We start from the raw sequence: 24,045 nt of genomic DNA, 5'->3' as shown, positions 1-24,045 counted from the left end.
GACGCAGTCAGGACAGTATATTTTTAACTCGAACGGCAGTTGCCTTCAACTCTCCACTTTCTAACGAAACGTCATATCGCTATTTGCGCCTAAACAGCCCCATGGAAATTGTAACGAAACGGGGTATCGCTATTGGTTTACATAAGTGCTCCTGAGGCCCGATTTCCCTGAAATAAGGATATGGTGTATCGTTAAAATTATTTTATCGTTGTTTTTGGGCAAATAGCGTTCTGTAGTTGCATTAGAAATTTCGCCCCCACCGTCCTTCCCTTCCTCGCACTCACCCTCTCCCTTCTCCCCATAAACATTATAACGTTATATTTACTAATCGCCGATTCCGTGCTATCGTAAACATTATAATGTTATGTTGGGGTTCAAATTGTCCAGTCCCAGCCTACCAAGGGATCAAAGGTGGACTTTTTGAACTACCTTATCTATTGAAATGTGTGGTGAAAGGGATGGATGATAGATTTATTCTTCACAACGTCAAGCGCGTGGATGGAGAGGAAATCGACATCGTGATTGAGGATGGCAGGATTATCGGGATCACTCCGGTAGGCCAGGGGATCCCCGCTCAGACTCAAGTGGAGAACGACACTACTACGGCCGATGATAGACTGGGAACGCCCAGTCAGAGTCAATCCGTAGACGGCATCACCGTGTACGACGGTCAGGGGAGCTATGTCTCCAGCGGCTGGATTGACATGCATGTGCATGCCTTCCCGGAGTTTGATCCCTATGGGGACGAGATTGATGAGATCGGCGTGAAGCAGGGCGTTACGACGATCGTCGATGCCGGGAGTTGCGGGGCGGACCGGATCATGGATCTGGCCCGGAGCAGCCAGGAAGCGATGACCAACCTGTTCGCGTTCCTGAACATTTCGCGGATCGGCCTCAAAAGAATCGACGAGCTGTCTAATCTCGAGTGGATTGACCGCGGCAAGGTGCTCGCTTCTGTCGATACGTTCAGCGATGTAATCGTCGGCCTGAAGGCGCGGATCAGTAACAGCGTGGTCGGCGGGAATGGCGTCAAGCCGCTGCAGACGGCGCGGAGATTATCGATCGAGACGGAATTGCCGTTAATGGTGCATATCGGCTCAGCTCCTCCGGACATTACGGAGGTAATTCCATTATTAGAGCGAAAAGATATTATTACGCACTATTTAAATGGCAAGAAGAACAAACTGTTCGATGAGCAGGGACAGCCGCTCCAGGTACTGCAGGAGGCGGTAGCCCGGGGCGTACATCTGGATGTGGGCCATGGGACAGCCAGCTTCTCCTTCCAAGTAGCTGAAGCGGCCAAGCAATACGGCATTTCGCCGAATACGATCAGCACGGACATATACCGCGGCAACCGGTTGAACGGCCCTGTGTACAGTATGGCCAATGTGCTATCTAAATTTCTGCTGCTCGGCTATCCGCTCGAACAGATCATCGCGGCTGTTACGACGAATGCTGCCGAATGGCTGGGTCGGCCAGATCTTGGACGCATCCGCACCGGAGATGTGGCCAACTTAACGCTATTCAGTCTGGAGCAGGAATCCGCCATACTGACCGATTCGGAAGGGGAGCAGCGGACGACGAATCAGCTCATCAAAGCCAAAGGAGTGTATACGAATGGGACATTCATTAAATGCGAAGTACGGCCTTAAGCGTGTCATCAATGCCAGTGGGCGCATGAGCATTCTTGGCGTATCCGCACCGAGCGATACCGTGATGGAGGCTATGAAGCAGGGTGGGCAGAGCTATGTGGAAATCGCCGATCTGGTCGATAAAGCCGGAGACCACATTGCCGGGATCTTAGGCTCGGAAGCGGCGGTTGTCGTCAATTCGGCGTCCAGCGGAATCGCGCTCTCTGTCGCCGGGATCGTCACCAAGGGGAAGCGACGCCCCAGCGAGCGGCTTCATCAGGAAGCGATCTATCAGAATGAGATCATTATTCTCAAAGGCCACAATGTACAATACGGCGCTCCGGTGGAGACGATGGTCTATCTGGGCGGCGGCAAACTGGTTGAGGTCGGCTATGCCAATGAAGGCCGCGCTGAGCATATCGAAGACGCGATTTCCGACAAGACCGCAGCTATTTTATATGTAAAATCACATCATGCTGTACAGAAGAACATGATCTCGGTTGAAGAGGCGTGGACGGTGGCACAGCGCAACGGAGTTCCGCTTATTGTGGATGCGGCTGCTGAGGAGGATCTGCAGAAATACGTGAAGTGCTCTGATCTGGCCATTTATAGCGGCTCCAAAGCGATCGAAGGCCCGACCTCAGGCATTGTGGCTGGCAAACGTACCTATATCGAATGGGTGAAGGTGCAATTGTCAGGCATCGGCCGCAGCATGAAGGTCGGGAAGGAGACATCCTTCGGCCTGCTGCAGGCGCTGGATGAATACATGGTGAAGGAAGACCATAGTGAACAGGAAAAAGAAGCCCTGCAAGTGTTAATGCCGTTGAACGAGCTAGCCGGAATCCAAGTTACAATCGTGCAGGATGAGGCGGGACGGGCTATTTTCCGGGCTAGAGTACAAATTGATCCGCAGCAAGCTGGCGTAACAGCCAAGGATGTAGTAGCAGGTCTCAAGGATGGAGACATTGCCGTATATACACGGGATTACGGGGTAAGACAAGGCTATTTCGATATCGATCCGCGCCCGCTGTTAGGCGATGATATCCACGTTATTGAATCCAGAATCCGTGAATTAGCAGGAGGTAAATAAGATGGCTCTAATTGATAAGCGTTTCTATAGAGGGCGTGTGGCCCTGAATGTGCTGGCGAAGGATGTTGCCAATGCGAAGGAGATTTTCGAAGCGGCGGAAGGCTATGTCCTGGTCGGCGTTCTCTCCAAAAACTATTCCTCCGTGGAAGAAGCTGTCGAGTCGATGAAACAACATGGCAGCGGGATTGAGGAAGCGGTGTCTATCGGGCTCGGAGCGGGGGATAACCGCCAGGCAGCAGTCGTGGCAAAAATAGTGAAGCATTACCCGGGCAGCCATATCAATCAAGTGTTCCCGGCAGTAGGAGCAACACGCGCCAATCTGGGCGATAAGGACAGCTGGATCAACAGCCTCGTCTCCCCTTGCGGGCAGCCAGGCTTCGTTAATATTTCCACAGGACCGATCAGTGCGGCCGCAACTGACCAGGCGATTGTGCCGGTGAAATCGGCGATTGCTCTAGTCAGAGACATGGGCGGTAACGCGCTGAAATACTTCCCGATGCAGGGTCTGAGCCGTGAAGAGGAGTATCGCGCGCTGGCGGTAGCCTGTGCTGAAGAGGGCTTCGCACTGGAGCCGACCGGCGGGATTGATATGGACAATTTTGAGCCGATTCTGTCGATTGCCCTGGAAGCTGGAGTGAAGCAGGTTATCCCGCATGTGTACTCCTCGATTATCGATAAAGATACAGGAAAGACTAATACCGAGCAAGTACGCGAGCTGACCGCGATTATGAAGAGGCTGGCGGATCAATATGCCTAAGCGTATCGCTGCCTTTGGCGAAGTGATGATGCGGCTGCAGGTGCCGGGCTATGATTTGCTGTCGCAAGCAAGCACACTGAACTATTCTTTTTCCGGAACTGGCGTTAATGTGGTGTCAGCACTGGCTCGCTACGGGCATCAAGGGAAACTGATTACGAGATTGCCGGAGAATGGGCTTGGCGATGCAGCCGAGGCTTACTTGCGCAAGCTGTGGATCGATACTTCCTTGGTTCAACGAAACGGAAAATATATAGGCCTTTACTTCCTCGAAAATGGATTCGGCGCCAGACCGAGCCGGGTGACGTATACGAATCGACTGGAGAGCAGCTTCAATACAGCTCCGGCGGATGCCTATGATTATGAAGCGATTGCCGGAGAAATCGATGCGCTGCATTTTTGCGGCATAGCTCTGGCGATGAACGACGGGGTGCGGCAGCATATAAAAGCCTTGGCCCAGGCGGTCAAGCAGCGCGGCGGGACAGTGATCTTCGATTGCAATTACAGGCCTTCCTTGTGGGGAGAAGACGGCCATGTCAAGGCCAAGCCGCATTATGAGGAAATGCTGGAGCTGTCAGACATCGTGATGATGAATGAACAGGATGCGCTGCATACGCTTGGCATGAGCACGACCAAGGAGCAGCGCGAGGATCAGCTTGAGGAGCTGCTGCCACAGGTGGCGGAGCGTTATCAAATCTCTGTAATTGCCGGAACTCATCGATCCATTCATAGCAGTAATGAGCATTCTTTGCGCGGGTTTCTTTTGCGAGACGGTCGCTTTGCTTATTCGGATAGGCTGACCTTTTCCGTCTATGATAGAATAGGGGCTGGAGATGCCTATGCCAGCGGAATTATCCATGGCGTGCTGGAGGGCTTCGAGCTGGAGAAGACAGTTAAGTTCGCCGCAGCCGCAGCGATGCTGGCCCATACAGTGTCCGGGGATACGCCGATGGCTTCCGAGCCGGAGGTGCTGCGAGCAATGACGGCATCCGCAGGTGACGTAGAAAGGTAGTTGAACGACAGTTGAGCTTGTCCCGTAAAGATAAACCCCTCTATTTGCAAATTAAAAATATAATCAAAGAACGGATTCTGCACGGCGTATATCCTTTGGGCGAGAATATCCCTTCCGAGCCGCAGCTGGAGCAGGAGTTTGCTGTCAGCAAGATTACCGTTCGCAATGCGATCCAGGAGCTGGCCCAGGAGGGCTATGTCGAGAAGAGCAGCGGGCGGGGAACGAAGGTGATCCGCAATAGAGCTGCGTCCAAGCTGTCCAAGTGGAAGCACTTTACCGAGATTCTGGTGGAGCAGGGGCATCGTATCGAGAAAAAATGGCTCCGCGCCGAGATGATCCAGAACGATGCGGACAGCGAGTTATATCGTCGGTTCGGGAAGCAGTGCCTATGTTTGGAACGGATCTATTATTTGGATGGTAGTCCTTATATCCACTATACGCATTATCTGATTTCAGAGGCGGGATCGATCAGTCTGGAGGATTTGGATGCGGGGTCCCTATATGAGCTGCTGGAGGAACGGGAGCTCAGTCTCGACAAGCTTCGTGACGAGTTCGGAGTTACTGTACCGCCGGAGCCGGTGCTGCAAGCCTTGCAGCTAACGGCTGGAACCCCAGCCTTAGAGCGGCTGCGTTACTCGTATGATCTGCTGGGAAGACTCATCGAGTTCAGCGTAGGCTACTACAACACAGCACTACAGAATTATGTGGTGAATTATGAAATGTAACTTGGCGACGTGAAAATAGCGTTCTGACACGAACAGGCTGTTTCCTGTGGGTTGATCCCGTAGAGAAGCAGCCTGTTCTCGCTAAATAGCGTACCTCATTTCCGTTATGCATCTTGACAAAGTGACACGCGTGTCGTAAATTATGATTATCGACACATGTGTCACTTTTTCGATATTGGAGGGAGCCCTATATGTCTTTAACACCAAAAGCGATGGAGAAAAAGAAATACATCTTGGAGAAGGCCACAAATGTCTTCATTCGCGAAGGATATACCACTGTAACAATGAAAGACATCGTTGAAGAATGCGGCATAAGCCGAGGGGGACTATACAAGTATTATGGTTCCACACAGCAGATTTTTGAGGATATTTTGGCAATGGGGAAAGAGGCGGACTATTCTTATTTTGCGATGAGCATGAAAAATGAAGTAAGTGCTTTAGAGACGATAAACGAGTTTTTCAGCTCGCAGAAGAATGAATTATTAAATACCCAAAATACGATTAGAGTAGCCGTCTATGAATACTTTCTGTCCCAAGGAAAGAGAAGTTCCCAGAAAACTTTAGATCAATATTTTAATGATGCGGTAGCCATTCTATCAGAAATTCTATTCTATGGCATTAGACGGAAGGAAATTGTGCATTTGGATGAACAGGACGTTGAGAGAACGGCAAGGCATATCGTGATTACACTTGAAGGATTGAATATTTTGGCGCTGAGTACGTCCATTTCACCGAATTTGATTCAAGAGCAGATCGAGCTACTAAAAAAATTAATAAGCTAATCTATGTAACGGGAACGGGGGGATTTAAGTGGAGACCCTAATAAGAGCTGAAAAAATAATAAAGAAATTCAATCATCATGAAACGGTATTAAAAGGTGTAGATCTATCGATTTATCGCAATTCTTTTAATGTAATTATCGGTTCTAGCGGTTCAGGCAAAACTACATTGTTAAATATTATGGCGGGGCTGTTACGTCCTACATCAGGGAAAGTATTCTATCAAGATTTAGAAGTGACCTCATTGAATGATAGCCAGCTATCTAAATTTAAGAAGCATGAAATCAGTAGTGTGTTTCAAAACTATCTGCTGCTCCCTAATTTAACAGTAGCTGAGAACATTCGGATCGGAATTTCCCAAAGCAATAAAGCGTTGCCCTTTAAGGATATTACCGAGATGCTTGGAATTGATGACATTTTGCACAAATTCCCTTCGCAGTTATCTGGTGGACAGCAGCAAAGAACATCGATCGCCAGGGCGATCATTAAGAATCCTAAAATTCTGTTTTGTGATGAAGCTACGGGAGCATTAGACGAAGAAAACAGCCTACGTGTTTTGAAATTGCTGCACCTCATAAAAAAGCAGTACGGTATAACGATTATTTTCGTAACTCACAATCTAAAAATTGCAGATACTGCTGAACGCATAATTACGATGAAGGACGGATTTATTCATAATGACAGATGGAATGAAAATCCGCTTCGTGCAGATGAAATTAGATGGGGGATTTCATGTTGATTATTCAAGGGCGTGAAAGGCCTTTTTGCAAGGAAGTCATAAGGAGCATATTCAAAAATAAGAGCTACATCATGCTTATTTTTCTATTCATCATGCTAACTTCTTTTATGTATTTCTTCGTTCAGTTTTCCGTAGATAAGAACTTGGATAGATTAAATACTATTTCACAATATGGCGGTGGCGGAGCGCTGTCAGAGGAACAACATGCCCTGCTGATTGCTTTGCGATCCAATGCGTCCTTGGCTGCGACATTCCTGATATGTCTTTTGCTGATAACTGTTCTGGTAACATCTCTGTTTTACAAGCATTATTTTAGTCAGCATCAACAGGAAATTGGTACTTTTAAGGCTTTAGGCTTTAAGAATTCTTCTATAATAAAGGCTTACGTGACCTGTACTTGCTTATTGTCCATTTTGGCGACGGTCGTAGGAATGTGCTTAGGCTGGGCAGCCTCAGGTGTATTATTGCAAGACTACACCGCTTCCTTCGGCATTACTGATGTAACAAGAGGCATTCATGCCATCCACATATTTAACGGAGTCTTCCTGGCCGTCATTGTATTATGCGGAACAACCGCACTCTCCTGTAAGGTATTTCTCAAAAAAGAGGCTGCTTTACTAATCAATAACTCGGATACGCAAAAAGAAAATCGAATCATTGCCTCGGTATCTGATAAAATAGCTTCTATTTTGCCTGCCAGAAAACAATTTCCTGTAAGGATCGCGCTTCGCAAGCCTACAACCATTTTATTAAGTATACTTGCTGTTGGCGTCAGCACAAGTCTTTTCATCATGAGTATTTCTCTATATATGAGCAGCCATAAAGTTTACCAGTCTCAGACCGAAGGGCATCATTATTCCTATAACATCAAATTTGCTGAGACCTATCAAGAAAAAGCAGAAGACTATACCGATGCCGATGCACTTATATACTTGGAAACCCCGGCTTCCTTATATCTCGGCCATAGCGATGCCCCAGTTCCATACCAGTTCGTCGGTTTATCTCATACAGGTGGTTTATTAGAGCTCTATGATAAACATGGTGAGCTATTATCTATACCAGACGGTAACGGAATACTGATTGGCCCCGAGCTTCAAGAGGTATATGGGCTGAACCAAGGCGATATAATCATAATTGCAATATCCGGTGAGAGCTATTCGGCTGTGGTTGCAGATGTAGCGGTAAATGCTGAAACCCATCACATCTATCTGTCACAAAAACAATTAGCCAAATGGATGGGGATAGCTGAATCATCATATAATGGACTTTACAGTAATAGCATCAACTCTCCCGGGATCGGGACAGTTATTACCCAGGAGGAACGGTTGTCCGCACTTCAGAAGGACGTGGTTTCCAATAAAATGAGTGCGATTATCAATCAATTGCTTGGCATTGTCGCCGGAGGCATACTGATTTATTTAGTGTTACTTCTTAATTTTCAGGACAGCACCAAAGAAATGCTGATTTTAGATTTTTTAGGGTATACCCCCAAAGAAATTAACAAAATGCTGATAAGCATCTATAGACCGATATTTATGATCGCCTTCTTGCTAATGCTATACCCCAGCATAGCTATATGCAAAGAAATACAGAGAAGCTTATCCTTACAGACAGGCGACTACATTCCATTTCAAACGAATGCTTTCATTGTATTTGGGGTGTTGATAATCATCCAAATTATTTATGTCATAGTGGAGTCAGCCTTTACGGCCAAGATTAGAACAATACTACGGAATGAAACTGCTCGTCAATACTTATAACTATTTTCTGCGTTCCCCCTCCCGAAACGCCGTCGGCGTCTGGCCAGTGACCTTCTTGAACAGCATCGAGAAATATTTGTCATTGCTGTAGCCGACGCGGGCGGCGATTTCGTGAACCGGAATGTTGCTATCCACCAGCAGTCGCTTGGCTTCCTCAATCCTGCGGTTAATCAGGTAATTCACGGGCGAGTCGCCCAGGTCTTTTTTGAAGCGGTGGGACAGGTAGTGCTGGCTGACATAGAGCGTGTCGGCGATATCCTTGAGTGTGATGCTCTGGGTATAGTTCTTATCGATAAACTCCTTCGTCCGCAGCGATATTTCATTCTTGCCCTTCAGCTCCTGGAACTGATGCTTCACATCGACGATGCGATAGATCAGCGTAATCAGCGACATCAACAGGTTATTGCTGAGCGTCTCATAGCCTAGAACCTGGGAATCGCATTCCTGCAGCATCTCCGACAGATAGCTCTCCACCCGATAAGCGTATTTCTCACAGGAAATGACCGGGTCTACGTAAGGGGGGAGCAGCATCCCGTAAGGGACCCCCTCGATATGCAGGTTATCCAGACCGCAATAGAATACCTTGAACGGGACCTCGCTCGAAGAACGCTCCTCATGAGGAACGCCGGGATTATAGATGGCTACATCCCCTTGCTGCAGAACGTAGTTTTTTCCACCGATCGAGAACTCACCGGTTCCTTCCACAACATAGATGATCTCGCAAAAATCATGAATCTGCGGTGGCGCATAGAAGAAGCTCTCATCCTCCACCTTGCCGGCGAAGAGCAGCTCCGGGATTCTTTTAAAGCGGAAGGTATCGCTTTTTTGATGGGGGATCTCAATCTTGGGCATAACGGTTCCCTCCCGATAACATAGCATTCTAACTTCATTATGCCATAATCTTGGGTCATCTGAAAAAAGGTTAACCCCATACCCTATGATTCCCTATTAATTTCTTGGTTTGCGGAATGTTCTCGCCAGTCTATCCATTAGGTATTGACATAAATAGAAGACTGTACTGGCGCATCCGAAAATAACAATGAGTTGTATTGCTGAAGCAGGGTGATTTGAGGGGTTCATGATTAAGAAAGCCATGCCAATGATGGAACCCATGACGAAATATAATAGCAATGTGATAAGCGGTTTTCTGGCTCGATAGATCGCCCTGTCAACGACATATGAAGCCGGGATGCCAATACAGATATATAAGAGCAATAGAATAACAAAGCCTGTCATAAATTTATGAGTCGCCGTGTAATACAAAACGCTGGTGGCCTCTTTACCCTGTTCGCTAAAGAACGTAAATGACAATGAAATAATCAGAGCCGATATGAAGGATGACATTAATTTACTAAGCATTTCAATCCTCCTTAAAGAAGATGTTCATTTGAATATATTCCTATAATTGTTATTATACATTACACTCCCTCCCCCAGGTACACTATATTGACCACCCCCTCCAGTTAAAAGACAGCATAGTGGGTTATCGCCCTTCCAGCCTCCTACTAGAATGAAGATAGATCACAGTAAAGGGAGGAAATAGTCATGGTTGCAAGCGATTACAGATGGAAAGACGGGTTTCCGAAGATCGGGATTCGTCCGACGATAGACGGTAGAAGAAGAGGTGTGCGGGAATCACTGGAGGAGCAGACGATGAATCTGGCGGAGGCTGTCGCCAAGCTGTTGACGTCTGAGCTCAGATACCCGAATGGCGATCCGGTAGAATGCGTGATTGCGGATAATTGTATCGGCGGGGTCGCCGAGGCGGAAGCGGCTGCCAAAAAATTCAGAAAGGCTGAGGTTGGCCTGACGATTACAGTGACCCCTTGCTGGTGCTATGGAACGGAAACGATGGATATGGACGCCAGTACGCCTAAGGCGATCTGGGGCTTTAATGGAACAGGACGTCCCGGAGCGGTCTACCTGGCAGCCGTGCTGTCGGCACACGCCCAGAAGGGAATTCCGGCCTTCGGCATCTATGGTGAGGATGTGCGGGATGAGGGAGATAGCGAAATTCCAGCTGATGTGCAGGAGAAGCTGCTGCGGTTTGCCCGTAGTGGTCTGGCTGTAGCGATCATGCGGAATCAAGCGTACTTGTCGATGGGCTCAGTAGCGATGGGCATCGCCGGCTCGATCGTGGACGACAGCTTCTTCCAGGAGTATCTTGGCATGCGCAACGAATATATCGACATGAGTGAATTTACGAGACGGATTGAAGAGGAAATCTACGATCCTGAGGAATATCAATTGGCGCTCACTTGGGTGAAAGAGAATTGCGCAGAGGGGCCTGATAATAATCCGGAGCATTTGCAGACTTCCCGTGAGCGTAAGGATCAGGAGTGGGAGACTGTGGTCAAAATGACGCTGATCGCTCGCGATCTGATGATCGGCAATCCACGTCTGTCGGAGCTGGGCTTCGGCGAGGAAGCGAATGGACATCACGCCATTGCGGCGGGCTTCCAGGGCCAACGGCAGTGGACGGATCACTTCCCGAACGGCGACTTTATGGAGACGATGCTGAATTCCTCCTTTGACTGGAACGGGAAAAGAGCGCCGTTTACAGTTGCCACAGAGAATGACAGCTTGAACGGGGTCGGCATGCTGTTCGCTAGTCTACTTACGAATACGGCGCAAATCTTTGCCGACGTTAGAACGTACTGGAGCCCAGCTTCCGTGGAGCGCGTCACCGGCTATAAGCTGGAAGGTCGCGCAGCAGGCGGTATCCTTCATCTGATCAATTCCGGCTCCGCAGCCTTGGACGGTACGGGCGAGCAGCAGATCGATGGCCAGCCTGCGATGAAGCCATTCTGGGAAATCACTGATGAAGAGGTGCAATCCACCTTGAAAGCAACCCAATGGCGTCCGGCTTCGGTGGAATATTTCCGCGGCGGTGGCTTCTCCACAGACTATCTGACCCGCGGCGGCATGCCGATGACCATGACCCGACTTAATATCGTCAAAGGTCTTGGCCCGGTATTGCAAATTGCCGAAGGCTACTCGGTCGATCTGCCGCAGGAAGTACATGATACGCTCGACAAGCGTACCGATCCAACCTGGCCGACGACCTGGTTCGCACCGACTCTGACGGGAAGCGGCGCCTTCACCAGCGTCTATGATGTGATGGATCATTGGGGGGCTAATCATGGGGCGATCAGCTACGGCCATATTGGCGCGGAACTGATCACACTCGCCTCCATGCTGCGGATTCCGGTAAGCATGCATAATGTGCCGAAGGAGAAGGTGTTCCGTCCACGCGCCTGGGGCTTATTCGGTACAGAGCAGAGCGAGGGCGCGGATTTCCGGGCTTGCGAGAACTTCGGACCGTTGTATAAATAGGAGGAGAAACAACAAAATGCAAAATATAGATACCCGCAATGAACTATGCAAATATGCGCAAAAAATTGTCGACCACGGCCTTGTCGTAGGACCGGGCGGCAACATCAGTGCCCGTGCCGGAGACAAAATGTATTTGTCGCCCAGCGGCTTTGCCCTGGAGGAGATCCGGCCGGAGGAATGGGTCGAGGTGGACATCCCAAGCGGTGAAATAGGTGATAATGGTCTGCGCCCGTCCTCCGAAGTGCTGATGCATCTGTACGCCTACCGCTGCAACCCGGATATTCAAGCGATCGTGCATACGCATCCGTCGCATTGCATTGCTTTTACCCTAATCGCTGAAGAACTGCCGATCATGTTCCCGGATCAAGCCGCTCTGGTCGGGCGCACCGCATTCATTCCTTATGTCATCCCGACGACCGATCTGCTCGCTGATGCCGTAGCCGCGAAGGTGAACGAGGCCAGCTCGATTTTATTGGGGAACCATGGGCTTGTCACTACGGGCAGGAATCTGCGTGAGGCCTACTATCGCACGCAAGTGGTGGAAGAGAGCGCCAAAATTTATTTGGCCGCCAAGGCTGCGGGCACGCTATCGGTGCTTACGGAGGAAGAGGTAGAGGCTATTGCGGCGCTGGAGAGCGAGGACTACCGGATTCAGCTGCTGCAAAAAATGAAATGAACAGGCGGTGCCACGAATGACTCACATACCAACGGTCTTGGCATTTGATCTGGGGGCGGGCAGCGGGAGAGCTATGATTGGCGAGCTTGTCGAGAACCCGGCAGGTGGTCGCAAGCAACTGAGGATGACCGAGGTTCACCGATTTTCCAATACCCCTGTCCGGATCGGCGAGCATCTGCACTGGAATACGCTTGGATTGCTTCAGGAAATTAAAACGGGCATCAGCAAGGCGTTTCAGCTTGGCTACAAACCGGAGAGCTGTGCGATCGATACCTGGGGCGTAGATTTCGGATTGCTGGATGCAAATGGTGAGCTGCTTGGCATCCCGTATCATTATCGTGACCGTCAGACGGAGGGGCTAGTGGAGGAGTTGTCCGACAAGCTGGGGGCGGAGCGGCTATTCGCTGAGAGCGGTCTGCAATTCATGCCTTTCAATACGCTGTACCAGCTGTATGCGATGAAGAAGGCGAACTCTCCGAAGCTGGATGCAGCCAAGACGCTGCTGCTGACGCCTGATTTGCTGAACTATTTTCTGACGGGGCGCATGGCCTGTGAATTTACGATGGCGACGACGACTCAGTTATATGATCCGGGTAAGAAGGCATGGAATAGGGCACTGATGCAGGAGCTGGGATTGCCTGATTCCATATTCATCGATCCGGTGCAACCGGGAACGGAAATTGGCGTACTGACGGAGGAGATTAGCACAGAGCTGGGCGTACCGCGATTGAAGGTGATGGCTGCTGCATCGCATGATACGGAATCGGCGGCGGCAGCCGTGCCCTTCTCATCGGAGACCTTTGCCTATCTCGTCTGCGGGACATGGTCCTTGCTCGGAACCCCGATGAAACAGCCTCTTCTTCATTCTGAGGTATTAAAGCAGGATTTTTCTAATGAGGGAGGGGCAGGCGGAACCTTCCATTTGCTAAAAAATATTATGGGCCTATGGATTCTCCAGGAATCCAAGCGGATTTGGGAGCTGGAGGGTCAATCACTCACTTATCCGCAGCTGGTGGCTGAGGCCGAAGCGTCAGAGCCCTTTCGCAGCTTGATCGATCCCGATGATCTGCGATTCATGAACCCGGACAGTATGCCGGAGGAAATCGTGAGCTACTGCCGTGATACCGGGCAGCCTGAGCCGCTGACGATCGGCGAGACGGTGCGCTGTATTCTGGAGAGCCTGGCACTCAGATACCGCATGGTGCTGGAGCAGGCCGAGCATTTGACGGGAGCGGCGTTCGAGGGGCTGCATATGGTCGGCGGCGGCATTCAGAATGAACTGCTATGTCGCTTCACGGCGGGGGCGATCGGCCGACCAGTATGGACCGGGCCGGTGGAGGCTAGCGCGATCGGCAATATGCTGGTGCAGCTGCAGGCCGCAGGTTATCTAGCCGATATGCAGGAGGGCGTGGAGCTGGTGAAGGCTTCTTTTCCAATAAGCACCTATGAACCGGAGCAGCAGGCCGAATGGCAGAATGCTTACGCACGATATCAGCAACTGATGGAGGTCATGCCATGTTAAAAGGAATTTCCAGCTTGATTTCGCCCGAGCTGATCAAAATATTGATGGAAATGGGCCACTCCGATGAAATTGTGTTCGCCGACGGGAACTTCCCGGCGGCGAGCCATGCCCAGCGGCTGGTACGCTGTGACGGGCATGGTGTATCGGAGCTGCTAGAAGCCGTATTACCGTTATTTCCCCTCGACTCGTATGTGGAGCATCCAGTTGCGCTTATGGCTGTAACTCCGGGAGATCCGGTGGAGACGCCTATATGGGAGCATTATCGGAGGATCGTCGCGAAGTATCATGCCCAGCCGGATGCTTTTGAAGAGATAGAGAGATTTGCATTCTATGAACGGGCCAAGCGGGCTTACGCGGTGGTCTCCACTGGAGAGCGTGCCCTGTATGCCAATATTATTCTGAAAAAAGGCGTAGTATCCGAACCATATTAACCCTATAATGGAAAGGGAACCAACTATTTTCTTTCCGAAGAATTTTGATAAGGAGTGTGTTCGGATGAAGTATGCTGCGCTGGGACGTTCAGGATTGAAGGTAAGCCGATTATGCCTGGGTACGATGAATTTTGGCGTATCGACGGATGAGAAGGAAGCTTTCCGGATTATGGATGCCGCTTTGGATGCGGGGATTAATTTTGGGAAGATCGGCTATCTCGGTTCCAGTAATTTTGCTCGAGAACCGAGAGGAACCCGCGCTACGAGCAGCATGCGAAGCAGCTTGATGAGTTCGCGGCGCTCTGCCATGAGCTTGGCGAGAGCGAAGCCAATGTTGCCCTAGCCTGGACGCTGGTCCACCCTGCCATGACCGCTCCGATTATCGGCCCGCGTACCCTGGAGCAACTGGAAGGCGCACTTCGTGTCTGTGAGATCGAGCTGGATGAAGCTGTGCTGAAGCGTCTCGATGAGATTTTCCCGGGCCCTGGTGGTTCTGCGCCGCAAGCTTACGCTTGGTAAAGCAATTGATATCGTAACGAAACTACAGAACGCTATTTGCTCCAAAACAAAGCTCCCTCGAATCTAACGAAACTCCATAACGCTATTTGAGCTAAATTCAGGCTTTAAGCAGCCAATCATGCTCAATAGCGTTATCCAGTTTCGTTATCATTTTTTGAGGCGCCTTTTGGTGCAAATAGCGTTACCTGGTTTCGTTGCGCGCCTAGCCAAGCTAGGCATAACTAACTGATGAAAGTTCAGTCGGGGTAAAGACCAAGCTGCCCCGTAGCTAGCAGGCAGTCTACGACGAAATTCGTGGACTGAAGCCCTGTAAAAAGCATGTAAAAAAAAACATGTGAAGCAAATCCACAGGCCGTAATGAAAATGAACCCTACCGCATCGTCAAGGTTAACCTACCTCAAAGGGAGGAAAAGAGAGTGCCGAGCCCCGAGCGAAAGGGTGAAGGCCATGGAACGCATGAAGAACTTGGATCGCAGTGCGGAAGAACTCTCCGGTGTATAGGGGTCGGCATGTGGAGAAAGTTATGTCTGGAACTAGGGAGACCCTCACCCACACGAAAAAAATACGTAAATGGTGAACCTATAAGCCTAAATAGGTGAAATGGGAATCCGTGGGAAGGGAGTCGGAGGGGGCCATAGTACTGATGAGGCAAAGGACAACATAACCTTGCGGAGGGAAGGGCGTCAAAAGACAATACCCCACTTCATTCATGGGAACTGAGGAGGTAAGAGCGAGTGAATGCCCGAAAGGCTAACTACGCCAAAGAAAAAGCTCGACAACTACAAAGAACTCTATACCTTGCGGCTAAGGAAAAACCGACACGTCGATTTCATGCCCTCTATGACAAGATCTACCGGGAAGATATCATGACCTACGCGTGGAAACAGATCAAAGCAAACAAAGGTAGCGCGGGGATAGATCGAGTAACGATCCAGCAGATTACCGAAGAATATGGAGAGAAACGCTTTATCCAGGAAACCTGTGGTCAACTCAGAAATGGAACGTACCGCCCCTCTCCCGTTCGGAGAGTCGAAATCCCTAAAGGGGATGGTCGAACAAGACCCTTGGGGATTCCAACCCTGCGAGATCGACTGGTACAGATGGCCACAAAAATCGTGCTAGAAGGGATCTTCGAGGCAGATTTCAAGGACTTCTCCTATGGATTCCGCCCGAAACGAGGTGCCCACGATGCGATCCAGAAAATCATGACGACGGTCAATGAAGGGAAAATATACTGGGTCGTCGATGTGGATATCAAAGGATACTTCGATCATATATCGCATGAGAAACTGATGATGCTGGTAGAGAGGCGAGTAAACGATCGTAGAGTATTGAAACTAATCCGCGGATGGTTAAAGGCAGGAATCATAAAAGATGATCAGTTTTATGAATCAGAGCTGGGAAGTCCGCAGGGCGGCGTGATATCTCCATTACTGGCCAATATCTACCTCAACTATCTGGATACGATATGGGAGCAACAATTCTCCCATATCGGTACGCTGGTCCGGTATGCTGACGATTTAGTCGTTTTATGCTACCGAAAAACGGAAGCGATGGAGGCGATTCGCATCTTAAGAACGGTGTTCACCCGCTTGGAACTGGAAATGAACCTAGAGAAGAGTAAGCTGGTGAACATATGGGACGATGATGTGGGTTTTGATTTCTTGGGACATCACTTTCGGAGATTAAAAGTGGCTCGCAAAGGGGGAAAGGAAGCTCATATTTTGAGAAGCTTTCCATCCAAGAAGGCGATGAAGAAAATGCGAGCGACGGTGAAAGAGATAACGGGCTCACGACATCTACTCCACAAGAAAATAAATGACTTGATCGGGGAACTCAATCCAAAAATCCGAGGATGGAGGAACTACTACACCCAAGCGGATAAAGGGATAGCAAACCGTTTTCTGAGTAAGATCGATTGGTATATTCGAAGAAGATTGCTAATCTTCTGGAGGAAGAAACACCATAGACGCAGACCGAGCCAGGGGATCTTTGAGTTACTCCAACGAGAGGGTTTGAACTCGGTTACGACGTGGAAAAGGAAAAGTACGTACTGCCCAAGGTGAAGAATGTCGGAAAGCCGTATGCGGGAAAACCGCACGTACGGTTTGATGAGGAGGGGCTGGTAAACCCAGCCCTTTACTCTACAGAATTCAAAATGGCTTCTCTAACCTAATCTGCGGCGGCGACGGTCGATTCCCGCACGATCAGCTCGGGATCGATGCGGATGCCGGCGCCGCGCTTCATTTTGCCGGAGATGCGGCTCAGCAGCATGTCGGCCGCTGCCAGGGCGATCTTGTCCGCAGGCTGGCGGACGGTCGTCAAATGCGGCCGCAGCTGGGAAGCGATATAATGATCGTCATAGCCGACGATCGAGACCTGGCCGGGCACGGGAACTCCGGCCTCCAGCAGAGCATTGATCACGCCGAGAGCGATATGATCGTCTCCGGCGAAGACTGCCGAGGGCAAATTCCCCTCAGCGAGCCAACGCTGGCAGGCCTCGTAGCCAGAGGCAATATCGAATTCGCCATGCACGATTTCAAATGGAGCCAGCCCGTGATCTTGAAGGGCCTGAAGAAATCCGCTGCGCCGCTCCCGCGTACTGCGGAACATTTCCTCTCCGCATATATGGGCGATGGAAGTATGGCCAAGCTCTAGCAGATGCTTCGTAGCTGCATATCCGCCATCATAGTTGTCGACCGTGATCGAATAGGAATCATTCTCTGGAAGCTGGTTATCGATCAATACATAGGGGATGGCACGCCGCTTCAATTCCAAGAGATACTTGCTCTCCTCCATCGGAGAGAGGAGAATCAGGCCGTCGACCCGATCTTCCTGTAACAGATCATGGTTGCCATCGGAGTTCATACCGGTCGATACCGATACGGCCAGGAAATACCCCTGCAGCGACAGAATCTCATTCAGTTCCTTAACGACCGCGTCGAAGAAGGAGTCCTGAAGCGTCGTCACGATCAGGCCGATGATCCCCGTCTTTCCCCGGGCCAGACTACGAGCAGCTGCGCTAGGCTGGTAGTTCAGTTCCTTGATGGCTTCCAGCACTTTTTGCCGATTTTTCTCTCGTACGGTCTCTGCCCCGTTTAATACACGCGACACGGTGACAACGGATAGACCGGATTTTTTTGCAACATCAAAAATGCTTACCTTCATTTACATTCTCCTTGCGTGTATATTCCGCGATTTATCCTTGTTTATATAGCATGAGTGTAACATACATATGGCTTGGAATGCCGTATACCTGGTCATTGATCATGCAGATTTTGAACAAATGGCAGGCTTATTCTTTATTATAAACGAACCCTTCCATTTAATTAAGATTTATGCTGCCTAGGCTAGAGCAGAATCGCGGGAAGAAGACTCCCAGGTAATGCGCAAAAATGACCAGCCCACTAACCTTGATTCATAATGAGGTTAGCTGGCTGGTCATTGTGATTTATTCGAACGCAGATGGCGTTTGCACCACAGATTAGAGAGAGATCATCGTTCTTTTTCGTTGCTTGAATAAGGCCCATTCACGATATCCAATCTGTAACAGATGTTGTCTTACTTCCTCGAAATGATCTCCTACCTGTTCAGGTTCATGGGCATCGGACCCGAAAGTAACCTTTACACCATAATGGAAGGCTCTCTCCAGCAATGCTCCATTGGGTACCCAATGCTCATCCGAGGAGTTAATCTCGATCACCACATCATGCTCAGCAATCGTCCGAAGTGTCTCATCCGCAACTTCTGTGTGGTACGCTTTATAGTCGGATAAATAACGATCCAAAGCATCAACATGACCTAGAATATCATATAAGCCGGTCTTTGCAGATTGGGCAACATGGAAGTAATAACTATTCTTAAAGTCGAGCTTGCCTTGCGTGGTCAATCGATCCCAATGTTCGGAATCATAGAGACCATGGCCAGCGAATTCATGCACGGAGCCGATGACATAATCGAACGGGTAACTCGTGATGATCTCGCGGTAAATGTCTAAGCCATTTGGGATAAAGTCGGCTTCTGCGCCTAGAAGAACATCGATCTTTCCTGCGAATTCCTGTTTTAATTGCAGCACTTCTTTTACATAATGGGGAAACTCGCTCTTAGCCATACATCCATCAGGAGAAGGATGATCGGCTTCCTCTGCGAATAATGGCAAGTGGTCGGAAAGTCCAATGCTCTGTAAATTCTTCTCCACTGCGGCTGTAACATAATCCCGCAAAGTTCCTGTAGCATGGCCACAACGTTCATGATGCGTATGGAAATCAAATTTCATAGTTCAAATCCTCCCACGGTTTGTCGGTCTGAAGCAAACTATAACGTAGGATAGGATCATTTTTCATCACATATATGACTCATTTTTCTTTTTTTCTACTTATCTTACTTTCTATCTTACCTTCCAATATTGGATGGCTCAGAAAATCCTGACGTTGCATGTGATAAATCACTCGAAATATGTTATGTTATTGTAAAATCGTGGTAAATAGGGGCGGTTTGTCATGAGAGTTAGTATTTTTGATGTAGCCAAGAAGTCGGGACTATCCGTTGTTACCGTATCTAGAGTGCTTAATAATGCTTCCTCCGTGCGCGAGAAGAACAGGGAAAAGGTATTACAGGCTATGAAGGAGTTAGATTATCGACCGAACTCGTCTGCTCGAAGCTTGGCAAGCGGCAAAACGGGAATCATCGGGCTCATGTTGAATACCCTGCATGATACCGCTCTTGATGCTATAGTTACAGAAGTGAACGACTGTTTAGCGGAGCATGATTATTTCCTGGCACTTTCTATTTCGCAGCATGAAGATACCTTTCATCGTTCTATGTTTCAAGAAGATCGGGTGGATGGAGTCATCTTGCTGTCACCGACTAATGCCGATATCTATTTAATGGAGCTTAAGAAACGGAAGATCCCTTTTGTGATTCTTGATAACCAGCAGCGTAATCCTACAGTGCCTTCCGTTATTGTGAACAATTACAAAGGGGGTTATGATGCGACCAAGCATTTGATAGAGCTCGGGCATACTCAAATTGCTCATATTCGAGGTTCTGAACCGCTTTTAAGCAGCCGAGAACGGGAGAGAGGCTTCCTCGCTGCTCTTGAAGAGGCTGGGCTGGAACCATTCAGTATTGAACAAGGCATATTCAGTATTACTTCAGGTTATGAGATCGCGAAGCGTTGGATGGAGTCAGGGCAATTGCCTACCGCGGTATTCGCAGCGGATGATTTTATAGCCTTTGGCATTATAGATGCATTTAAGAATGAGGGGATACGGATTCCGCGAGATGTTTCGGTGGTTGGATTTGATGACCAGATATACTCCAAAGAATTTCATCCTTCCCTAACCACGGTCCGTCAGCCCGTTGAGAAGATCGGAAGGCAAGGCGTCGAGATGCTGCTGAAATTGATCGAAGAGCCAGCTAAGCGAAATATAATTGCGGAGTTTGATCCCGAGTTAATTGTAAGAGAATCTACGGGAACACCGCGGCGGGACAATCCATCGGATAATTTGCCGATAAAAGTTTAAACGCTTTAATATATTTCGATAAAATCAGCAGAATTTCCGAGGGGAATCCTATAGTTCTACAAAGAACTTGTAAGAGAAAAGGTTGAATTTATCAAGTTATATCCAGAAAATAAACCGAAAGTTTAACTTAAGTTAAAAAAGTATTGTCAAATGTCATGAATATGATTAGGATTAACACATATTGATAAAGTTAAAGCCCTTTAACTTTAATAAAAAATCAGGGCATTGCAAAAACACAAAAAAGGGGAGGGATTGTAAGGATGAAATTATCTGAGTCCAAACGCGAGAATTTCTATTTCTATCTATTTATCTCGCCATGGTTAATCGGATTTTTAGTCTTTGCGTTATATCCAATTTTATCATCACTGTATTATAGTTTTACAGATTACGACATTATCAGTAAGCCTACATTTATCGGTTTGGACAATTTCAGGGAACTGTTCCAGGATGAATTATTCTACAAATCTATTGTAGTTACGTTGAAATACACTTTTATTAGTGTTCCTCTGGGCCTATTCCTTTCTTTGATCTTTGCAATGCTCATTAATATGAAAATTCCGGCTCAAGGATTTTTTCGAACAGCGATGTACTTTCCAAGTATGATATCCGGCGTCTCGATGTCCCTGTTATGGTTCTGGATCTTTAATCCGGAGGCAGGAATCTTCAATTACATTCTTTCATTATTCGGGGTTAAAGGACCCGCTTGGTTCTTAGATGAGAAGTTCGCTATGTGGGCACTAATCATCATGACATTTTGGGGCGTAGGAGCAGGGATGATTATATTCTTGGCTGGCTTGCAAGGTGTTCCGGCGAGTTTGCTTGAGGCAGCAAGATTGGATGGGGCAAGTAAATGGAAGACATTCTGGAACGTCACCTTCCCGATGATCTCCCCCGTATTTTTATTCCAATTGATTATGGCTGTCATTGAGTCCTTCCAGGTATTTACGCAAGCTTACGTAATGACGCAGGGGGGGCCGAACTATTCAACAAGATTCTACGTCTTTAACGTCTATGTAAGCGCATTCAAGGACTTCCGACTCGGGTATGCTTCTGCGATGGCTTGGCTACTGCTGCTCGCCATACTCATCGTAACCGTGATCATTATGAAATCATCAAATCGATTTGTCTACTATGAGGGGGGACGGGATTAATGAGTAACTCCGTAACTGAGAGAAATACGCATGTCACCATGGACCCTGCAGCTTTAAAGGCGGATTCACGGCGGAAAATGACAATTGGCGAGATTATTGCTTTTATTCTATTAATTTGCATTACCATCACGATGATCTTCCCCGTGGTATTCATGGTATCCACAGCCCTTAAGACATCGAAGGAAATGCTGCAATTTCCGCCTACCATTATTCCGCGGGTGTTCGCTTGGGAGAACTTTAGGACACTCTTCGCGAATGAAGAAATCAAATTCGGCATCCTGTATAAGAACAGTATCATTGTCGCCGTAGTATCTGTGATCGGTACCGTATTCTCATCCGCCTTAGTCGCTTATGGATTTACGAGATATCGGGCCAAAGGCAAGAGAATTCTGTTCATGCTGATGATTTCTACTATGATGCTGCCCTATCCGGCCGTGATGATCCCCCAATTCATTCTCTTCTCTAATTTGGGGTGGGTCAATTCATTCTTGCCGCTGATCGTACCGACTTTCTTAGGCTCAGCTTATCAAATCTTCTTATTAAGACAATTCTTCATGTCGCTACCTAATGAACTGTATGATTCAGGAAGAATCGATGGCTGCACGGAATTTCGTTTATTTTGGAAAATAGCGCTTCCACTCTCGGGCCCAGCCCTTGCTACCGTTGCGATCTTTACATTTATTTGGACATGGAATGACTTGCTCGGCCCTGTATTGTACCTGAGTTCTCAGGAGAAGTTCACTTTGCCTGTAGGTTTGGCAGCCATGATGTCATCCAAGTTCCGGATTGCTCCTTACAACTTGTTGATGTGTGCCTCGATCATGACGACACTGCCGATAATAGCGATTTTTGCCTCAGCACAGAAGCACTTTACGGAAGGGATTGTCCTTACCGGTATTAAGTAATTGATCGAAGGATGCGTTCAATTATTTGATATATACAAACTTTTTTAAAGGGGGATATTTGAATGAAACAAGCTAAGAAGAAGTTGCGCTTACTTCCAGGTCTGATTCTGGTATTGGTTTTCGTTTTGTCTGCTTGCGGTGGTAATAGTAATAGTAGTGGCAAGGAGAGCTCCGGTACTGGAGAAAAAAGCTCAGGCCCTGTAACCATTACTTACTATACCATCGACTCTCCAGATAGAACTTATGTAGAGAAACTAATCCCTGACTTTGAAAGCGCTCATCCGAATATTAAGGTGAAGGTAGAGAAAGCCCCATACGAGCAATTCGACTCCAAGCTACAAGCGAATATCGCGGCGAAAAATGCACCGGATATCACCTCTCATTTCGGCTACGGTGGTTTCGCGGAATACTACAATAAAGACTTGTTAACCGATCTAACGGATATTATGAACGAGGATGGCTTCAAACCTTCTGATTTTGGCATTCAAGATGAACTCATGGACATTTACAAGGTTGACGGTAAAACATACGGTATTCCTTTCAGCAACTATGTGACCGTATTGCTCTATAACAAAGATATGTTTGATCATGCAGGCTTGCCGTATCCCCCTTCAGATTATGAAGACAAAAGCTGGACATTCGACAAAATGGTCGAAGTTGCAGACAAGCTGACCGTTCGTGATGATGATATTGAAAAATCAGCTTATGGCGTAAACTTTGGTTGGGGCGAATTGGATATGAGACCAGCGTATTTCGGAGTCAAAGTATACTCCGATGACACCTGGACCAATGGAGGTAAACCAAGTGAAACACATTTCGATTCCCCGGAAGCGATTGACGCTTACCAGCAACTGATCGACTTGATTTGGGATAAAGAGGTATCCCCAACTCCAGCATGGTCTAAATCTGTAGCAGGTCAATTTGGAGATCCATTCTTGTCCGGTAAAGTGGGGATGACGGTTGGCGGTTCATGGAGCCTGGCGAGTCAAGACCAATTCAACTTTAAAATTGGTGTAGCGGCTGTTCCTTATGGCGGCAATGATGAAGAAAGAAGCGTGCTGTATGTTGACCCCTTATTCGTATTGAAGGATTCCAAGCATCCCAAAGAGGCCTATGAATTCATTAAGTTCCTCATTTCCAAGGATGTTCAGGAAAAGTCAATCGAGCTCAGCGGGGGGACACCTCCAATTAATGATCAAGCGAAAGATAAATATTATAACAGCTTCGAGGGTGTTGATCCGGAAGCCATTAAGAATGTATATGATGGCGCGAACAAATACGGCGTGGAGTCTTACAACCACTTGGTAGCGAACTATTCGCAAATTAATGAACTGTTCATCAATGAGTTTGCCGCCGCTGAGAATAATACGAAACCAGTACCTGAAGTGATGCAAGGAATTCAGAAGAAATTAGATAAACTGTTGGAACGTGTGAACAAATAACATCCGGCAACTGGAGTGCGATATGGTGGGGGGAGTGGAGTCATCCCT

Annotated in this window: 21 protein-coding genes and 1 pseudogene; 18 read left to right on the top strand and 4 right to left on the bottom strand. The window is 48.2% G+C overall.

Features of this window, described 5'->3' with window-relative positions; genetic code table 11:
• Positions 1 to 458: 458 nt before the first annotated feature.
• The 8 genes from BFJ94_RS11715 (at position 459) to BFJ94_RS11680 (ending at position 8,490) form a co-directional block, all read left to right on the top strand.
• Positions 459 to 1,652 carry an amidohydrolase/deacetylase family metallohydrolase gene (locus BFJ94_RS11715; RefSeq protein ID WP_120465203.1) on the top strand — a complete coding sequence of 398 codons (1,194 nt, stop codon included), beginning with the start codon at positions 459 to 461 and terminating at the stop codon, positions 1,650 to 1,652.
• Positions 1,618 to 2,721 (top strand): DgaE family pyridoxal phosphate-dependent ammonia lyase, encoded by a 1,104-nt coding sequence (locus BFJ94_RS11710; RefSeq protein ID WP_120462837.1) that lies wholly within the window; start codon positions 1,618 to 1,620, stop codon positions 2,719 to 2,721. The genes BFJ94_RS11715 and BFJ94_RS11710 overlap by 35 nt, the downstream gene beginning before the upstream one ends.
• A gap of 1 nt (position 2,722) precedes the next feature.
• Complete coding sequence (gene dagF, locus BFJ94_RS11705; RefSeq protein ID WP_120462836.1) at positions 2,723 to 3,478, top strand: 2-dehydro-3-deoxy-phosphogluconate aldolase; 756 nt, start codon at positions 2,723 to 2,725, stop codon at positions 3,476 to 3,478.
• The gene (locus tag BFJ94_RS11700) at positions 3,471 to 4,487 is read left to right on the top strand and encodes a sugar kinase (protein ID WP_120462835.1); all 1,017 of its coding nucleotides are present in this window, start codon (positions 3,471 to 3,473) and stop codon (positions 4,485 to 4,487) included. The genes dagF and BFJ94_RS11700 overlap by 8 nt, the downstream gene beginning before the upstream one ends.
• An 11-nt stretch (positions 4,488 to 4,498) precedes the next feature.
• A complete protein-coding gene (locus BFJ94_RS11695; RefSeq protein ID WP_120462834.1) occupies positions 4,499 to 5,212 on the top strand; it encodes a GntR family transcriptional regulator in 714 nt (237 codons plus the stop codon).
• Between the two features lie 191 nt (positions 5,213 to 5,403).
• Positions 5,404 to 5,994 (top strand): TetR/AcrR family transcriptional regulator, encoded by a 591-nt coding sequence (locus tag BFJ94_RS11690; RefSeq protein WP_120462833.1) that lies wholly within the window; start codon positions 5,404 to 5,406, stop codon positions 5,992 to 5,994.
• A gap of 28 nt (positions 5,995 to 6,022) precedes the next feature.
• Positions 6,023 to 6,730 (top strand): ABC transporter ATP-binding protein, encoded by a 708-nt coding sequence (locus BFJ94_RS11685; RefSeq protein WP_120462832.1) that lies wholly within the window; start codon positions 6,023 to 6,025, stop codon positions 6,728 to 6,730.
• Positions 6,724 to 8,490 carry an FtsX-like permease family protein gene (locus BFJ94_RS11680; protein ID WP_162944248.1) on the top strand — a complete coding sequence of 589 codons (1,767 nt, stop codon included), beginning with the start codon at positions 6,724 to 6,726 and terminating at the stop codon, positions 8,488 to 8,490. Before BFJ94_RS11685 ends, BFJ94_RS11680 begins: the two co-directional genes overlap by 7 nt.
• Here BFJ94_RS11680 and BFJ94_RS11675 read toward each other — a convergent pair whose 3' ends face one another.
• The gene (locus tag BFJ94_RS11675) at positions 8,491 to 9,342 is read right to left on the bottom strand and encodes an AraC family transcriptional regulator (RefSeq protein ID WP_120462830.1); all 852 of its coding nucleotides are present in this window, start codon (positions 9,340 to 9,342) and stop codon (positions 8,491 to 8,493) included.
• Between the two features lie 96 nt (positions 9,343 to 9,438).
• Complete coding sequence (locus BFJ94_RS11670) at positions 9,439 to 9,849, bottom strand: hypothetical protein (RefSeq protein WP_120462829.1); 411 nt, start codon at positions 9,847 to 9,849, stop codon at positions 9,439 to 9,441.
• 186 nt (positions 9,850 to 10,035) lie between these two features.
• Between BFJ94_RS11670 and BFJ94_RS11665 the strand changes: the two genes are divergently transcribed.
• From BFJ94_RS11665 to ltrA, 6 genes and pseudogenes are all read left to right on the top strand, one after another.
• Complete coding sequence (locus BFJ94_RS11665) at positions 10,036 to 11,826, top strand: L-fucose isomerase (protein ID WP_120462828.1); 1,791 nt, start codon at positions 10,036 to 10,038, stop codon at positions 11,824 to 11,826.
• Between the two features lie 16 nt (positions 11,827 to 11,842).
• Positions 11,843 to 12,502: a class II aldolase/adducin family protein gene (locus BFJ94_RS11660; protein WP_120462827.1), complete on the top strand. Its 660-nt coding sequence runs from the start codon at positions 11,843 to 11,845 to the stop codon at positions 12,500 to 12,502.
• 16 nt (positions 12,503 to 12,518) lie between these two features.
• Positions 12,519 to 14,024: a rhamnulokinase gene (locus BFJ94_RS11655; RefSeq protein ID WP_120462826.1), complete on the top strand. Its 1,506-nt coding sequence runs from the start codon at positions 12,519 to 12,521 to the stop codon at positions 14,022 to 14,024.
• Positions 14,018 to 14,455, top strand: a complete 438-nt coding sequence (gene fucU, locus BFJ94_RS11650; protein WP_120462825.1) for an L-fucose mutarotase — start codon at positions 14,018 to 14,020, stop codon at positions 14,453 to 14,455. Before BFJ94_RS11655 ends, fucU begins: the two co-directional genes overlap by 7 nt.
• Before the next feature lie 64 nt (positions 14,456 to 14,519).
• Positions 14,520 to 14,974, top strand: a pseudogene (locus tag BFJ94_RS11645) (aldo/keto reductase).
• A gap of 734 nt (positions 14,975 to 15,708) precedes the next feature.
• Entirely contained in the window at positions 15,709 to 17,040 is a 1,332-nt protein-coding gene (ltrA, locus tag BFJ94_RS11640; RefSeq protein WP_120461934.1) for a group II intron reverse transcriptase/maturase, read from the top strand.
• Between the two features lie 106 nt (positions 17,041 to 17,146).
• Here the strand turns inward: ltrA and BFJ94_RS11635 are convergent, their stop codons facing one another.
• Complete coding sequence (locus BFJ94_RS11635) at positions 17,147 to 18,142, bottom strand: LacI family DNA-binding transcriptional regulator (RefSeq protein WP_120462824.1); 996 nt, start codon at positions 18,140 to 18,142, stop codon at positions 17,147 to 17,149.
• 316 nt (positions 18,143 to 18,458) lie between these two features.
• Complete coding sequence (locus tag BFJ94_RS11630) at positions 18,459 to 19,250, bottom strand: histidinol-phosphatase (RefSeq protein ID WP_120462823.1); 792 nt, start codon at positions 19,248 to 19,250, stop codon at positions 18,459 to 18,461.
• 223 nt (positions 19,251 to 19,473) lie between these two features.
• On the opposite strand from BFJ94_RS11630, the gene BFJ94_RS11625 reads away from it, so the two are divergent.
• The 4 genes from BFJ94_RS11625 (at position 19,474) to BFJ94_RS11610 (ending at position 23,997) form a co-directional block, all read left to right on the top strand.
• Positions 19,474 to 20,499 carry a LacI family DNA-binding transcriptional regulator gene (locus BFJ94_RS11625; RefSeq protein WP_120462822.1) on the top strand — a complete coding sequence of 342 codons (1,026 nt, stop codon included), beginning with the start codon at positions 19,474 to 19,476 and terminating at the stop codon, positions 20,497 to 20,499.
• Positions 20,500 to 20,759: 260 nt separating this feature from the next.
• Entirely contained in the window at positions 20,760 to 21,650 is an 891-nt protein-coding gene (locus BFJ94_RS11620; RefSeq protein WP_120462821.1) for a carbohydrate ABC transporter permease, read from the top strand.
• On the top strand, positions 21,650 to 22,555 hold the full coding sequence (locus tag BFJ94_RS11615) for a carbohydrate ABC transporter permease (RefSeq protein WP_308424630.1): 906 nt from the start codon (positions 21,650 to 21,652) through the stop codon (positions 22,553 to 22,555). The genes BFJ94_RS11620 and BFJ94_RS11615 overlap by 1 nt, the downstream gene beginning before the upstream one ends.
• Positions 22,556 to 22,617: 62 nt before the next feature.
• Positions 22,618 to 23,997 (top strand): ABC transporter substrate-binding protein, encoded by a 1,380-nt coding sequence (locus BFJ94_RS11610; RefSeq protein WP_120462820.1) that lies wholly within the window; start codon positions 22,618 to 22,620, stop codon positions 23,995 to 23,997.
• The last annotated feature ends 48 nt before the right edge of the window (positions 23,998 to 24,045 follow it).

Origin of the sequence: Paenibacillus aceti, from assembly GCF_003614185.1 — a bacterium.
Lineage (GTDB): Bacteria > Bacillota > Bacilli > Paenibacillales > Paenibacillaceae > Fontibacillus > Fontibacillus aceti.
This window is presented reverse-complemented; position numbering and strand designations above follow the sequence as displayed.

What these genes read in the sequence shown, in the direction of transcription:
- BFJ94_RS11715 (WP_120465203.1), top strand. Translation starts at nt 459, where the DNA reads ATGGATGATAGATTTATTCTTCACAACGTCAAGCGCGTGGATGGAGAG.
- BFJ94_RS11710 (WP_120462837.1), top strand. Translation starts at nt 1,618, where the DNA reads ATGGGACATTCATTAAATGCGAAGTACGGCCTTAAGCGTGTCATCAAT.
- dagF (WP_120462836.1), top strand. Translation starts at nt 2,723, where the DNA reads ATGGCTCTAATTGATAAGCGTTTCTATAGAGGGCGTGTGGCCCTGAAT.
- BFJ94_RS11700 (WP_120462835.1), top strand. Translation starts at nt 3,471, where the DNA reads ATGCCTAAGCGTATCGCTGCCTTTGGCGAAGTGATGATGCGGCTGCAG.
- BFJ94_RS11690 (WP_120462833.1), top strand. Translation starts at nt 5,404, where the DNA reads ATGTCTTTAACACCAAAAGCGATGGAGAAAAAGAAATACATCTTGGAG.
- BFJ94_RS11680 (WP_162944248.1), top strand. Translation starts at nt 6,724, where the DNA reads ATGTTGATTATTCAAGGGCGTGAAAGGCCTTTTTGCAAGGAAGTCATA.
- BFJ94_RS11675 (WP_120462830.1), bottom strand. Translation starts at nt 9,342, where the DNA reads ATGCCCAAGATTGAGATCCCCCATCAAAAAAGCGATACCTTCCGCTTT.
- BFJ94_RS11670 (WP_120462829.1), bottom strand. Translation starts at nt 9,849, where the DNA reads ATGCTTAGTAAATTAATGTCATCCTTCATATCGGCTCTGATTATTTCA.
- BFJ94_RS11665 (WP_120462828.1), top strand. Translation starts at nt 10,036, where the DNA reads ATGGTTGCAAGCGATTACAGATGGAAAGACGGGTTTCCGAAGATCGGG.
- BFJ94_RS11660 (WP_120462827.1), top strand. Translation starts at nt 11,843, where the DNA reads ATGCAAAATATAGATACCCGCAATGAACTATGCAAATATGCGCAAAAA.
- BFJ94_RS11655 (WP_120462826.1), top strand. Translation starts at nt 12,519, where the DNA reads ATGACTCACATACCAACGGTCTTGGCATTTGATCTGGGGGCGGGCAGC.
- fucU (WP_120462825.1), top strand. Translation starts at nt 14,018, where the DNA reads ATGTTAAAAGGAATTTCCAGCTTGATTTCGCCCGAGCTGATCAAAATA.
- BFJ94_RS11635 (WP_120462824.1), bottom strand. Translation starts at nt 18,142, where the DNA reads ATGAAGGTAAGCATTTTTGATGTTGCAAAAAAATCCGGTCTATCCGTT.
- BFJ94_RS11630 (WP_120462823.1), bottom strand. Translation starts at nt 19,250, where the DNA reads ATGAAATTTGATTTCCATACGCATCATGAACGTTGTGGCCATGCTACA.
- BFJ94_RS11625 (WP_120462822.1), top strand. Translation starts at nt 19,474, where the DNA reads ATGAGAGTTAGTATTTTTGATGTAGCCAAGAAGTCGGGACTATCCGTT.
- BFJ94_RS11620 (WP_120462821.1), top strand. Translation starts at nt 20,760, where the DNA reads ATGAAATTATCTGAGTCCAAACGCGAGAATTTCTATTTCTATCTATTT.
- BFJ94_RS11615 (WP_308424630.1), top strand. Translation starts at nt 21,650, where the DNA reads ATGAGTAACTCCGTAACTGAGAGAAATACGCATGTCACCATGGACCCT.
- BFJ94_RS11610 (WP_120462820.1), top strand. Translation starts at nt 22,618, where the DNA reads ATGAAACAAGCTAAGAAGAAGTTGCGCTTACTTCCAGGTCTGATTCTG.